Source organism: Noviherbaspirillum sp. (assembly GCF_036846085.1).
Classification (GTDB): domain Bacteria; phylum Pseudomonadota; class Gammaproteobacteria; order Burkholderiales; family Burkholderiaceae_D; genus Noviherbaspirillum.
Genome location: NZ_DAIUCO010000136.1, coordinates 1 through 13,578, shown reverse-complemented (window position 1 = coordinate 13,578; position 13,578 = coordinate 1). Strand labels below are relative to the sequence as shown.

The following is a 13,578-nucleotide window of genomic DNA, read 5'->3' as shown; positions in this document are numbered from 1 at the left end:
GGCTCCTGCTCCAGCTCCAGCGCCTGCTCCAGCGCCTGCTCCAGCTCCAGCGCCTGCTCCAGCGCCTGCTCCAGCTCCGGCCCCAGCACCTGCTCCAGCGCCTGCTCCAGCTCCGGCCCCAGCACCTGCGCCAGATGTGACTGCGCCCTCAGTGCGGTTTGTTGCCCCGACCAACAACACGACTGTGACGACCTTCCTGACGGTGAACGTAGCCGCAAGCGACAACAAGCAGGTAACCAGGATCTTGCTGCTGCTGGACGGCAGGCAGATAGGGTATGCGCTGGGCTCTTCTTTACGCGGTCGCTGGAGCATGTATTCGGTTCCGGCAGGGACGCATACACTTTCGGCGGTTGCCTATGATGCCGCCAACAATTCCAGCAGAACCAGCCTCAGTTTCCGAGTGGTGAAGGGTAGTTGATTGGCGCATTCCCGGGTAAAAGCGTAGCTAGCTTCCCTGCTGTGCGACCAGGACCGCAATGTGACTTGAAAACATGGCGGTTCCTTCCCGGAGAGTGCGTCGGCTATTCTGTGCATGTCCGGAGAGGGGCCACGGTTACAACAAGCGGCGTTCGCCGTCAGACTGCGAGAGGCACTACTTCGAGAGGCTCGCCAGTATCCGGGATACGAGGACGATTCACCTGCCCTCGCGGCAGATCAATCCAGGCCATCGTCACCTAGCTGCAAAGCCGACGTATTTCCTCGGGAATCGGTACCGCCTTGATTCGCGTACTGTCGTCCGGATGGCGAATCGCGAATACGCGTACATCGCGGCCTTCGGCGAGGAGATCATTGCCACGACTGAGTGCGTGCTTCATGACGAATGTTTTTTCACGCCACTCTTCGATGCTGGTATGCACTTCAACCTTGTCGCCATAGGTGGCCGGCAATATAAAGCGCGAGCTGGCTTCGACGACTGGCGTGCCGATGATGCCGTTCGCCTTTTCCATTTCCCGCCACGGCGGTACGCCGCAATCGATGAAGAACTTGCGCGATGAGGCGTCGAACCATCGGAAGAAGTTAGGGAAGTAGACGATCTGGGCAGGATCGCAATCACCGAACTCGACCGCGACCTGATAGACAGATATTCGTTTCAATGGTTTTCCTCCAAATGGGGACGATATCGGCAGCTCCAAAGCTTAGCAAAGATCGGATCATGCCAGCCTGTTTGGCAAACCGGGGCGGGACGGATCAATGCCGTACAACTATTGCCGTAGGGCTCCGACTTATAGGGAAAGGTTTCGTTGCTCTGCGTGCAGGAGCCTGAATGAAACCCTCGCCGACGAAAAGCATTTGATGCCGCATTCGCAATGCAAAACCGTGGTCCAAATCGGCAATGCAATGCTATTTTTTCGCCACCTTTGTCGACTGCTTCTTTGGGTTGACCGCCTTTTCCTTTTCGTATTGGTCGAGGCTTAACAACGTTTCTGCGTACGACATGAACCGGTTGAGGTAGTCAGGAGAAATATCGCGCATCAGCGCCAGTGAGCGCAGCACCAGCATGTGGGAATTGATGGGGCCGGCATTTTTCGGAGCTTGTTCGAGTGCTTGCGCAACTTGTTTGTCGACGCTCAGTTTCGACCAGGTGTTCCTGAAGTTGCGTATGGTCTTCAGCTCGGTGCGCGCTTCGTCTTTCTCCCAGGAGCGGGCATCGGTATCTACTGCGGCGTGTTGACTGAGGTCACGCACAAGATCGGCCAACAGTATGCGTTGCCCCTCGCTCTTCAGGAGAAAAATCGACTTCCGCAGTTCTTTGAAGTTGCCAGTATCAAAGAGCTCCTGCAGCGTGCCGGCTGCGTGCGGGTATTGCTTCGTGCCATGATCAAGCAGTTCCCTGGCGTGGCATTGTGCATGGGCAAAGCGCTCCTTGAATGCCGCAAGTTCCTTCGCAAGCCTGTCTTCAAGGACCTGTCTGGCGCGACCGCCATGCGCATTTGCGCGCCTGGCGAGCGCTTCGATATAGTGCATGCGTACCGGGTCAAACAGGTCGGCGCCGGTACTGCGCAGGGAGGCAATCAGCGCGCCGACGTCACCGGTCGAAGCCGGTGAGACATCTGCAATCTCTTGCTGGTCAGTCTCCTGCATTTGGCGGCACGCTGGGATTCGACGTTCTCGGCACCGGCGCCATTTCCACCCGCCGGTTCTGCGCACGCGCGGTATCGCCATCATTCGGCACGACCGGCTGTTCCGCACCGAAGGCCGCCGCGAAAACCATGGAAGAAGGCATCCCCTCTTCAATCAACGTACGTGTGACCGTCAGTGCGCGCTGAGCCGACAACTCCCAATTGTCGGCGAACGGTCCGCCCCGAATCGGCTTGTCATCGGTGAATCCGCTCACCATGAGAAGCTCGCCGCGCGCCGTGAGATATGCCTGCAACGGCGTCACCAGGCTGTGCAATAACTGGCGGCCTTCAGGCTGCAACTGATCCGAGTTGAGCGCGAACAGCACCTGCCCGCTGATGCCGATGCGTCCGTTGTTTAGGGTGATGCGGCCGGTAGCCAGCGGAACCGCCAGGGCTTTTTCCAGGCTCATGCGCCGCTGCTCTTCGGCCTGGCGTTTTTTCACCTCGTCCTGCAGGTGCGATGTCAGTTCCATCTGGACGCCGACCACGCCCACCAGAACCAGCACGAACGCGCCCAGCAGGCTCGACATCAGGTCGCCGAAAGCCGCCCAGACAGGTCCGGTATGTTCAACGCCGGCGTCACTCTCTTCCATCACCTGCCCTCTTCGGCAAACACAGCCTGCCTGGCCGGAATCTGGCGCAGTTCCTCCAGCACTTCCTTCTGCGACGACATGCTGAGATCGATGATTTCACGTGCCTGCGCAACATAATAGGCAAGCTGCTCATCGCTTCTCGCCATGGATTTATCCATTGCGCCCTCGATGCGCTGCAGGTTTGCGATCAGCTTCTCGTTGGCTTCATTGAAGGATTGCACCGCAAACCCAAAGGCTTCACTAAGGCTTGATACGTCGGCCGCGCTGCCGGTGACGTACGCGGCAACCTCGGAGAGTTTGGCCGCTTCGGTGCTCACGCTTTCCGAAAACGCCGTGCCGGCATTGCCGAGCGCCACCGCGGAAGAAGCGACGAGCGAGTCGATGACAGCGCGCTGTTCAGCCGATGCATGGTTGATTGCATCCAGCAGCGTGCTCAATGTTTCCATGATGCGGCTGCGTTCCTCGAGCAGTTCATTGTCGCGAGCAACACTGCTGGAGACCTGCTGTCGCAGCTGTCCGATCACCTCCGCCGCTGCACGCGGCGCTTCCGAGGCAGTATGAATCAGTCGCGTGATCGGCTCTTCCAGCGCCGTGCCCAGCGTTGTCAGATGGCTTGCCAGTGCTGCCTGCAGCTCTCCCAGCCGTTCGACCGCCGCATCGCCACGCGCGGCTTCCGCGTCCTTGAGCGCGCCGAGTTCCACGCGCAACATGCCGGCAAGCTGGTCCATGCGCTCGTGATGCTGCGCGAGCCACTGCGCTTCCGCGACAACGCGGGACTGCATCAACTCTTCGGCGGATGCGATCAGGCGCGTTGTTTCCGCCAGTGCATTGCGCGCACTGTCCTGCGCCTGCCCGGTGCTTTCCTGCACGGCCCGGGTGAGTGTCTCGCAGATGATCTGCTGTTGGGAAAGCGTTTGTTCGCCTACCTGTTTCAACTCGTCGGCAAGCGCCGCCGTCATGCCCTTCAACGACTCTGTCCATGCCTGCCGTCGTTGCGCATCGTGCTCTGCCTGCGCGGCCTGGAGGCAGGAGTATGTCTCGGCAACGGTCGCGACAAGCTCACCTGACCGCTGCGCAAATGTGTCGTTGAACGCATTCAGGGTACGTCCCACATCGGCGGTCATTCCGGCACTCGCCTGTTCGTGCTTGCTCAGTGCCGCAGCCCATGTTTCCGCCACGCCTGCGGCGCTGGTGCCGAAGCTGGCGGAAAGGCCATCGAGCTGCTGTTGCACCGTCTCCGCCATGCGTTCATGGATAGCCTTCGCCTCCCTCGCGATCTCCGTCATCGCCGCCTCGACCACCGGCTTGATGCTTTCGCCGGCGACATGCGCGCTTTGGCTCAGGCTCTCGCGCAAGGACTTGTCGACGGCGCTGGCCAGATCGGTGTACACGGTTTTGACATTGCTGTGAAAGCCTTCCTGGTTGCTCAGCAGGCGCTGGTTCAGCTGCTGTCCCATGCTTTCCATCTGCGCCATCATCGCCTGCAACTTGTCGACCACCACCGGCAATGCCTGGGATTGCAATTGCAGCGCCTTGAAGGTTTCCTGGCGCTGGTGGGTCAGTGAAAATCGGCGCAGGACCGTGGCGATCCTGGTATCAAGCAATTGTGCCGCCTGCATCCGGTCGCGTCGGCTAAGTGCCGCCATCAGGCCGAGCATCGCGGAGGCGGCGACACCGGCCACCGAGGTGCCGAACGCGAGGCCCAATCCGGAAACCGGCACGGCAAGCGCAGACCGCATCGCCTGGAGATCGGTTGTTTTTTCCAGGGCAAAGACCGCGCCCTTGAGGGTGACCACCATTCCCAAGAACGTGCCCAGCATCCCCAGCATCACCAGCAGTCCGACCAGATACGGCGTGAGCGCCGGACCGGGCAGAGCGACGCGTTCACCTTCAATACGCAGCCGCACCGGATTCTGCAGCGTGGGATGCATACGCCCCAGCAAGTCGTCGAGCGCTGGAAGATCATCCGGTATCGCCGCCAGGGCCGCCGTCAATGTGGCTGTCGCTTTACGGAACTGATGCAGCTCGAATGCGCCGAACACATAGACCGCGCCGATGATGGCGGTCATCAGGAGTGCCAGCAGGTTCGAAGGAAGGAACCCGGCACCTACCCATGCCACCCCAAGTGCGCCGAGTAGAAAGGCGACCGAAAACAAATGTTTATTCATTACGTATCTTGTTTGAATGCTTCAATGAGTCCCAGGGTCGGTTGCAAGCGAAACTCTACTTCAGCCAGCAGCAGTGTTTGCATATCGTTGCAAAAACGCGTCAGCCAGCCTCCTGCTCGCATCCAGTCCGTGGGATTGTCTGCCTGCTGCGCATCAGCGAGTCGCTGCTGATGCTCTTTGAATAATTCCTCGAATCGCCTTCTCAGGAGCGACGGCACCTTCATGAGCAACCTGCTCTCGCGATCGCGCAGGATCGTCTCCAGCGCGGCGTCGAGTTCCGCCAGTTTCCCCAGCGCCGGCGACGCCTTCGCAAGCGCTTCCCGGGTGTTGGTACGCAGCGGACGGATGCTTGTGTCCATGTCGCGTTGATGCGCTTCATAGAAACGGCGATATGGCGCATAGGCCGAAGTGAAATTCATCGGCAGCTCCGGATGCAAGGCAGGCAACTGGATGTGCGTCCTGCCCGAAGCGGGCGAGAAACTTCTTGTGATCGAATTGACCAGGAAGGTCTGGATCCGCCCGCATTCGAGATCGATGGCGTCGCGGGCGGCGGTGTACGCCCTCGGAGACTTCGTCCTTAGGCTTGCAGGGCTGCCGCCATGCACGGCGGACAAGGTGATCGCATCGGCGAAGTGTACCCATTCACCCAGCTTCTCGGCGAATGCGGTTCCCGGTTCGACAGCATCCACCAGGCCCAGGTCAGCGAGCCGACGGATGAGTTTTGAACTGTGGAAGCTTGTACGCGGGACTGCTCGCGTCATGGGACGGGGCGATCAATATCGAAAAAAGCGTGGACCATGATCCGCGCCGCTATCCAGATGCATACTGTTTTGGCCATGCTTCATCAACTCCGGGCCCGTTCTGGCGGCCATTTCATGGCATAGAGGGATGGCGATTATATGCCACGGAGAAAGGAAACTCAAACAACCAGTAGTTACAATGCGCGCCGCTTGCGCATCGAAATTCGTGTTCGGGGAGGATGCAACTTGCCGCCCTGCTATCGATTGGGCGCTGCTGCGGGTTAGGCCGCGGCGGCCTGCGTGATTCAAAGACTACATAATTTGACAATCGACGGTAGGCCGCCTGCTTGCCGGCTCGATGACGGCAAGCAGGCAGCCTCCGTTCTTGCTTACTTCAGCACGCTGCTCGCTTGCGCACTACTGATGTATCGCTCCGCATCCGCAGGCAACAGCAGCCTCTGTTCTACCAGTCTGTTGACCGATTGGGTTACCGCCTGCACATAGCCGGCATGATCCCGGTAACGCTCTTCCAGGGAGAGCCGGGGATCGCCGGGCGCCATGCGCACCGGTCTCATTTTGTCGAACACAAACGGATACAGTCTTTCAATAATTCTCCATTCGTTCTACAAACTGATCATATGAAGGAGGGAGTCCATGAAAGACCTTCTGCGGAAGCTGACCGCACTCGGTGCGACGGCAAAACCGGTTTGATCCGGCATCGTGTGACTGCGCCTTACTGCTTGCGCCAGGGCTTGATTTTCTCCAGCGTCGCTGCCCGCCGCTGCAGCCACCATCCGAATTGCGGGAACCAGGCGTCGAAATTACGCCGGCCCTGTTCTTCCAGCTGCGCCCTCGCATGCGTCGGCCAGTTGGGATTGTTCAGCGCCTCGCGTCCGATGGCGACCAGGTCGGCCTGCCCTTCGGCAACGATTTCCTCGGCATGCTCCGGATCGAGAATCAGCCCCACCGCCATGGTCGGCATCCCGGCGCGGCTGCGAACCGCTTGGGCGAAGCCGACCTGGTAGCCATACTCGCGGGGCCCGAGCGCCGAGATCGCGCCGGAAGCGACACCGCCCGATGAACAATCGAGCACGTCGATGCCGATATCTCTGAGTGCCTGTGCAAAAGCGACCGTGTCATCGATGCCCCAGCCGCCTTCCACGTTGTCCACCGCCGATACGCGCAGGAAGACCGGCCGGTCGGCGGGCCATGCATCGCGCAATATCGCCGCGATCTCCAGCGGCAGCTTCATGCGGCCTTCACGGTTGCCTCCATAAGCGTCCGTCCGCCGGTTGATCAGGGGCGACAGAAAAGAGTGCATCAGGTAACCATGCGCGCAGTGCAGTTCGAGGAAGTCATAGCCGGCTTGCAGCGCCCTTGCGGCAGCTGAACGAAAGTCCTCCTTCAATGCCGCAATATCATCGAGCGACATTTCCTTCGGAACGAGCCAGCCATCGGACACCGGGTCCGGGCTGGATGCAAACACTTCCCATGGCACTTCCTTGCGGTCGAAATCATCCTGGTTGAGCGGACCGTTGCCATGCCAGGGACGCTGCATGCTTGCCTTGCGTCCGGCATGGGCGAGCTGGATGCCCGCGACCGCGCCGTGCGACTTCAGGAATGCGGCAATGCGGGCCAGGCCGGGCACCTGCTCATCGGACCACAAGCCCAGGTCGCCATGGGTAATACGACCCCGCGGCTGTACCGCGGTGGCTTCGACGATCACCGCGCCGGCACCGCCCAGCGCCAGGCGTCCGTAGTGCACGAAGTGGAAATCGTTGGTCATGCCGTCCCTGGCGGAGTACATACACATCGGCGCGATGACGACACGATTGGGAAAAGTCAGGCTGCGCAGCGAAAATGGCGTAAAGAGCTTTGAGGTCATGGTTGCTTTGTATGGGTGGCTGGTGGACGTCACGGCACTTCACTGTCCCGCTAGTGAAGGCTAGTGAGGGACAGTGTCGATCCGGCAGGACGGGGGCGGAGCGGGACACGGTGCCGCGCCGCTCCGCCATGCCAGGATTACAGGGTGCTGCCGGTGAGGATTACTTCTTCACCAGCGGGCATGTCGACGCCGACAGCGGCTGGAATGCGCGATCGGCCGGGACCACGGATACTTCCTTGTAGTAATCCCAGGGATATTTGGATTCGGATTGCTTCTTCACTTCCATCAGGTACATATCGTGCACCATGCGGCCATCCTCGCGAATGCGGCCATTGGTGGCAAAGAAGTCGTTGATCGGCGTTTGCTTCATTTTCGCCATCACCGCGCCAGTCTCATCGGTACCGGCCGCCTGCACCGCCTTCAGGTAATGCATCACTGACGAGTACAGGCCTGCCTGGCTCATGTTCGGCATCTTCTTCTGCTTCTCGAAAAAGCGCCGCGCCCACTTGCGGGTCTCCTCGTTGCGGTCCCAGTAGAAGCCGGTGGTCAGCAGCATGCCTTGCGCGGTATTGAGGCCCAGCGTGTGCACGTCATTGATATACACCAGCAACCCGGCGAGCTTCTGCTTGCCGCCGGCGGTGAGCTGGAATTCGTGCGCGCCCTTGACGGCATTGATGGTGTCGCCGCCGGCATTGGCCAGTCCGACGACCTTCGCTCCCGAGGACTGGGCGCGCAGCAGGAAGGATGAGAAGTCGGATGCATTGAGCGGGTGGCGCACCGAACCCAGCACCTTGCCGCCGTTGGCGGTGACGACATCGGTGGCGTCCTTTTCCAGCGTCGAACCGAAGGTGTAGTCGGCGGTCAGGAAGAACCAGCTGTCGCCGCCATTGGCGACGATGGCGCGTGCGGTGGAGTTCGCCAGCGCATAGGTATCGTAGGTGTAGTGCACCGTCACGGGCGTGCAGGCATCATTGGTGAGGCGCACCGAGCCCGGGCCGCTGAAGACCGCGATCTTGTTCTTTTCCTTTGCGATCGGCGCCACTGCCAGTGCCGGACCGGAAGCGGCCACATCGAGGATGGCATCGATCTTGTCGCGGTCGAACCACTCGCGCGCCTTGTTGGCCGCGATGTCGGCCTTGTTCTGGTGGTCGGTGAAGACCAGTTCGATCGGCTTGCCGAGCACCTTGCCGCCGAAGTCACTGATGGCCATCTGCGCGGCCGTCACGCTGCCGGTGCCGGTGATGTCGGCATACAGGCTGGTCATGTCGAGCAACAGGCCGATGCGCACTGCATCGTCGGACACGCGCGCTGCACCGGGTTGTTGTGCATGGATACTGCCGGCGCAAAGAAGCATCGTCGCGGCTGCAATCAGTGTGGTTTTGATTTTCATGTTGTCTCCTTGTTTTTGGAATGGTATTTGTAATGCCGAACCGGCTGTTGAAGAGCCGCCCGTGGAGCGGCCATTCGACACGCCGTTAAACCGGTTTATCGCGAAGGCTCTCCTCGATCGCCAGCAGCTCCAATGCCATTGCGCCTTCGCGGGTCGTCTCCAGGCCATGCTCCACGCAGCGCTTGGTCAGGCGCAGCGTCACGGGATCGGCCGACGCGATCCGCCGGGCCATATCGGCTGCCGCGCCATCCAGCTCGTCCGGCCTGTAGACATGATTGACGAGGCCGATTTCCTTCGCCTCGCCGGCATCGAATACCCGGCTGGTGAATAGCAGTTCCTTTGCCATGCGCATACCCGCGAGGCGCGGCAAACGCTGCGTCGCGCCGACGATGCCCCGCGCCACTTCCGGGTAGCAGAATGTCGCCTCCGAACTGGCCAGCACGAAGTCACACGCGCCGGCAATTTCACATCCCGAACCGAATGCCGGCCCGTGGACGATTCCGATGACGGCCTGCGGAATCCGTTCAATCGCGGCGTAGGCGGTGAAACCATGCACCCGGCGCGCAAGTCTTTCGGACGGCGCCAGCATTTGCTGCTCCTTGAGGTCAAGGCCGGCACAGAAGGCGTTCCCCGCACCGCGAATGAGGACGACCCGTACCGTCGCGTCTCCGGCCAGGATCGCCGCGGCGGCAATCAGATCACTGCACATTTGCGCATTGCATGCATTGCGGACCGACGGCCGGTTGAGAGTGATCGTCGCGATCGCATCCTGTCGCGTCAGGAGGATGTTGTCAAAGGGTGTGTCGGTCATATCGAATGGAAAGGAATGCACTGGTGACGGCCGGTATTGCCCTGCTGTGCCGGCAAGCTCATTCTGCCTTGGCGCCCGATGCCTTGACAATGCGGTCGAACTTCACCTGCTCGGACCGGGCATAAGCATCGAACTCTTCCGGCGTGCTGCCGACGGGGTCCGATCCCATCGACGCAATGCGCTTCGCAACCTCCGGGTCCTTCAGGATGGCGCTGATCTCGCCGGAGACTTTCCGCAGGATGTCCTTCGGTGTGCCCGCCGGCGCCCATACGCCATACCAGGTGCTGATGTCGAAATTTGGTATGCCGGATTCGGCGACCGTCGGCACGTCGGGAAGGGAACCGACCCGCTTGGTGGTCGAGACCGCCAGCGGACGCAGCGTCCCCTGCTTGATGAAGCTGGTGCTCGACGGCAGCGAGTCGAACATGTAGGTCACGTGACCACCGATGATGTCGGCAAGTGCCGGTGCGCTGCCCTTGTAGGGAACGTGGGGAACGTCGACGCCCGTCGCCATTTTGAATGCTTCGCCCGCAAGATGCGGTGCCGTGCCGTTGCCCGATGAGGCATACGCGAGTTTTCCCGGCTGCGCCTTGGCCTGCGCGATGATGTCCTTCAGGGACTTCGCCGGGTTCTGCTGATTCACGACGAGCACGAGCGGCACCTGCGCAATCTGGGTGATCGGCGCGAAATCCTTGATCGGGTCATGCGACATTTTCAGGAACAGGCTCGGCGTGATCACATGCAGGGATGCGTTCACCAGCAGCGTGTAACCGTCGGCCGGCGACTTTGCCACCATGTCCGCACCGATCATCCCGCTGGCGCCGGGCTTGTTCTCCACCACGAACTGCTGGCCCAGCCGGGCGCTCAATCCCTGCGCGACGATGCGGCCCAGGATGTCCGTCGGTCCGCCCGGCGGATAGGGAATCACTACCCTGACCGGCTTCGCCGGGTAACTCTGTGCATACGCCAGCAGGGGCAGGCTGCACAGCAGCGCGGCGAAGGCGAGACGCTTGCGAAAGGGACGGTATGGGGTGCGATTCGATGTCATTGTTGTCTCCTGATTATTGTTGGTGAGAATCGTGTTGTTATTCGATTTGTCCAGCTGGTTTTCCTGCTGTTGCCGCTTATGTCCCCTGCGACGAATTGTTCTTGTTCGGGCACATGCGATGCGCATGCAACTCACAACCTTGTCGCGCAACGTCGCAGCGATACAGGCGCACTGTGATGTCCCGTTTCGCCGGCATTCCTGTCGATGCAATGACCCAGCTCCGGCTCATCGCTTCGGCCCGCGACGTACATACACAATCCGTTTTTCCTCCAGCAGCGCGATCTCTTCCGCTTGCAGGCCGAGTGATCGCAATACGTCTTCCGTGTGTTCCCCGAGGAATGGCGCCGCGCAATCCGGATCGACCGCGTCGATGCCCGGCAGCGCGGGGACGGGAATGCTGCCCATGCCGGGTTGCACAACCTGGTGAAACGTCTCCTGGTGCAGCACCTGTGGATGGGCGCGGAACGCGGCATAGTCCAGGACGGGCGCGCACAGGACATCCTCCTGCTGAAAACGCTCGACCCAGAATTGCGTGTCGTTGCCGAGCAGCGCGGCCTGGATTTTTTCGTTGATCTCGGCGGCACGGGACAGGCGAAGCTGATTGGTTGCGTAGTCCGGCTGGCGCTCCCACTCGGCGTGGCCGATGACCCGCGCCAGCGCAAAGAACATCTTGTCGCGAAGCGCGGTGAGATTGACGAGGCCGTCGCGGGTGCGGAAGGTGCCTGACGGAACCGTCACAGGCGGCTTGGCGACGCCGGCATGGACGAAGTCGTCGATCACCGGCACCGACTGCAGTGCCGCCGCCACCGACAACAGGGTGAGATCGATATATCGCCCGCGGCCGGACCGTTCGCGCGCGAACAGTGCGGCACCGATGCATTGCGCCGCGTAGACTCCGGCGGCCGCATCGACCACCAGCATTCCCACCCGCCGCGGATTGCCTTCGGCATCCCGGTTCATCACCATCATGCCGCTCATTGCCTGCACAACGGAATCGGCTCCGGGCAAGTTCCGCGATGGCCCGTCCTGACCGAAGCCGGATACCGATAGATAGACGATGCGCTGGTTGTCCGCAACGACGGACTCGTAGTCGAGACCGAACTTGCTCATGACGCCGGGGCGAAAGCTCTCCAGCACGACATCGGATTCGCGGATCATGCGACGGATCAGCGCCGCGCCGTCCCCGGTTGTGGCATCGATGCACACCGATTTTTTGCCGAGGTTCGGGGAAACCGACATGGGCGTCATCCCATCGTTTCCTCCCCCCATCAGCCGCGACCAGTCACCCGCGAATGGTTCAATCTTGAGGACTTCCGCGCCCTGCCTGGCAAGAATGCCCGCGGCGGAGGGACCCGCGATGCCCTGGCTCAGGTCGAGCACCTTGATGCCCTGGTAGGGTTTCAACACCTCGTCAACCACTGTATCCCCTTCCTCCGCCGTGTATGTCGCATGTCTCTGTTGATCTTGGTCGGTGTACTTCGGCTGTCTGCCGGTTCTCGTCAAGCATGCAATGCTGATGGCTGCGCCATCGTTTAATTGCTGCCAACCGCCGGCAAGTCGTCTCGCTCCGGTTGCGCCTGATGCAACTAGATATTTGTCATGGTCGAAGACGATATTACCGCCCAAAAAGGCGTCTTGCAACGCATGAATAACGTTTTAACATGATTGAAACGAGAGATTGACGATGAATACCGGTTTGCAGTTGCACTGTACGCAACCGCAAACCGAGGCGATATAATGCCTGCCCGGTGTTGTTCCTGCCGTGACGGCGGCACCGCCGTGGCATTCCACTCCTGTTTTCAAAGGTGACTTCATGTCGGCTGACGACAAAACGGGCGCATCCGATCAGGGATTGAACTCATCGACCGGCGCCATCGAAAAGGCATGCCGCATCCTGAAGGCGATGACCGATCCGCGAAACGCCCGCCTGACCGATATCGCGCAGTATTGCGGCTTCGAAAAATCGACGGCGATGCGTGTCCTCGACGCACTGATCAAGGAAGACCTGGTCAGCCGCGATCCGGTCAGCAAGCGCTATATGCTCGGGCCGGAAATCGCCCGCATCGGCTTATGCGCGCATGAACGCACCGACTGGCGACTGGTTGCGCGGCCCAGCCTGACGCGCCTCGCGAACCAGTTCGGCGACACGAGCATCCTGGCTGCGCTGAGCGGCGTGGAAACCGTCTGCGTCGATGTGCAGTCCGGCAGTTATCCGATCCAGGCCAACTTCCAGCAGCTCGGCAGCAGGCGCACCCTGGGTGTCGGCTCGGGCGGCATCAGCCTGCTGGCCGCGATGACCGATGCGGAATGCGAGGCCGCATTGCTGCAGATCCCGCCGCGCCTGTCCCAGTATCCGCGCATCAATCCGCAACTGCTGAAGGACAGCATCGCGGCGGCGAAACGCAATGGCTATGCCTTGCTGGTCGGCGCCGTCGTGCCGCAGATCAGCGGTGTCGCGGTTGCGGTGAGGGACCGCAATGGACGTCCGGTGGCGGCGCTCAGCATCGCTGCCCTGTCGGAGCGGATTACGTCCCGAGAACATCAGTTGGCGGCTGCGTTGCGGCGGGAAGCGGAAGTGATCGAGAAGCGACTGAGTGGGGATATTGATGAGGCGGTTCTTGCGGATCATGGGTGACGTGGGACAGATTGATTTGTCACTGTCGGTTAGGTTGAAGCCATCGTGTAAATGATGTTTGGGGATTGTTTGTCATTCCCGCGAAGGCGGGAATCTAGAGCGACGGAGTGTCTTCGATACTGCAACGCCTACAGTTCTTCGAAGAGACTAGCCGGGACTGGCCCCGGCGGGCCACCTCCTTTTTTGCT

Annotated in this window: 14 protein-coding genes; 2 read left to right on the top strand and 12 right to left on the bottom strand. The window is 60.8% G+C overall.

Features of this window, described 5'->3' with window-relative positions; all coding sequences use genetic code 11:
* Window positions 1-218, bottom strand: a 218-nt coding sequence (locus V7080_RS15850; protein WP_334189361.1) for a hypothetical protein, incomplete at its 3' end; no start/stop codon positions are given.
* On the opposite strand from V7080_RS15850, the gene V7080_RS25420 reads away from it, so the two are divergent.
* Window positions 137-418 (top strand): Ig-like domain-containing protein, encoded by a 282-nt coding sequence (locus V7080_RS25420; protein ID WP_442947240.1) that lies wholly within the window; start codon window positions 137-139, stop codon window positions 416-418. The two genes, V7080_RS15850 and V7080_RS25420, sit on opposite strands and share 82 nt — an antisense overlap.
* A 256-nt stretch (window positions 419-674) precedes the next feature.
* On the opposite strand, the gene V7080_RS15845 is transcribed toward V7080_RS25420, so the two are convergent.
* The 11 genes from V7080_RS15845 to V7080_RS15795 all read right to left on the bottom strand — a co-directional run bounded on the left by V7080_RS15845 (window position 675) and on the right by V7080_RS15795 (window position 12,174).
* Window positions 675-1,094 carry an acyl-CoA thioesterase gene (locus tag V7080_RS15845; protein ID WP_334189360.1) on the bottom strand — a complete coding sequence of 140 codons (420 nt, stop codon included), beginning with the start codon at window positions 1,092-1,094 and terminating at the stop codon, window positions 675-677.
* A 247-nt stretch (window positions 1,095-1,341) separates the two neighbouring features.
* On the bottom strand, window positions 1,342-2,082 hold the full coding sequence (locus V7080_RS15840; protein ID WP_334189362.1) for a DUF2894 domain-containing protein: 741 nt from the start codon (window positions 2,080-2,082) through the stop codon (window positions 1,342-1,344).
* Window positions 2,069-2,713: an OmpA family protein gene (locus V7080_RS15835; protein ID WP_442947239.1), complete on the bottom strand. Its 645-nt coding sequence runs from the start codon at window positions 2,711-2,713 to the stop codon at window positions 2,069-2,071. The genes V7080_RS15840 and V7080_RS15835 overlap by 14 nt, the downstream gene beginning before the upstream one ends.
* Window positions 2,713-4,881 (bottom strand): DUF802 domain-containing protein, encoded by a 2,169-nt coding sequence (locus V7080_RS15830; protein ID WP_334189358.1) that lies wholly within the window; start codon window positions 4,879-4,881, stop codon window positions 2,713-2,715. Before V7080_RS15830 ends, V7080_RS15835 begins: the two co-directional genes overlap by 1 nt.
* The gene (locus tag V7080_RS15825) at window positions 4,881-5,642 is read right to left on the bottom strand and encodes a DUF3348 domain-containing protein (protein ID WP_334189357.1); all 762 of its coding nucleotides are present in this window, start codon (window positions 5,640-5,642) and stop codon (window positions 4,881-4,883) included. The genes V7080_RS15830 and V7080_RS15825 overlap by 1 nt, the downstream gene beginning before the upstream one ends.
* Window positions 5,643-6,010: 368 nt before the next feature.
* Window positions 6,011-6,208, bottom strand: coding sequence for an alpha/beta hydrolase domain-containing protein (locus V7080_RS15820; protein WP_334189356.1), 198 nt, complete (start codon window positions 6,206-6,208; stop codon window positions 6,011-6,013).
* 146 nt (window positions 6,209-6,354) lie between these two features.
* Window positions 6,355-7,506, bottom strand: coding sequence for an NADH:flavin oxidoreductase/NADH oxidase (locus tag V7080_RS15815; protein WP_334189355.1), 1,152 nt, complete (start codon window positions 7,504-7,506; stop codon window positions 6,355-6,357).
* Window positions 7,507-7,666: 160 nt separating this feature from the next.
* The gene (locus tag V7080_RS15810) at window positions 7,667-8,896 is read right to left on the bottom strand and encodes an ABC transporter substrate-binding protein (RefSeq protein ID WP_334189354.1); all 1,230 of its coding nucleotides are present in this window, start codon (window positions 8,894-8,896) and stop codon (window positions 7,667-7,669) included.
* An 85-nt stretch (window positions 8,897-8,981) separates the two neighbouring features.
* Complete coding sequence (locus V7080_RS15805; protein ID WP_334189353.1) at window positions 8,982-9,707, bottom strand: enoyl-CoA hydratase/isomerase family protein; 726 nt, start codon at window positions 9,705-9,707, stop codon at window positions 8,982-8,984.
* Window positions 9,708-9,765: 58 nt separating this feature from the next.
* Entirely contained in the window at window positions 9,766-10,755 is a 990-nt protein-coding gene (locus V7080_RS15800) for a Bug family tripartite tricarboxylate transporter substrate binding protein (protein WP_334189352.1), read from the bottom strand.
* Window positions 10,756-10,980: 225 nt separating this feature from the next.
* The gene (locus V7080_RS15795; RefSeq protein WP_334189351.1) at window positions 10,981-12,174 is read right to left on the bottom strand and encodes a CaiB/BaiF CoA transferase family protein; all 1,194 of its coding nucleotides are present in this window, start codon (window positions 12,172-12,174) and stop codon (window positions 10,981-10,983) included.
* Between the two features lie 394 nt (window positions 12,175-12,568).
* Between V7080_RS15795 and V7080_RS15790 the strand changes: the two genes are divergently transcribed.
* The gene (locus tag V7080_RS15790) at window positions 12,569-13,390 is read left to right on the top strand and encodes an IclR family transcriptional regulator (RefSeq protein WP_334189350.1); all 822 of its coding nucleotides are present in this window, start codon (window positions 12,569-12,571) and stop codon (window positions 13,388-13,390) included.
* Window positions 13,391-13,578 lie beyond the last annotated feature (188 nt).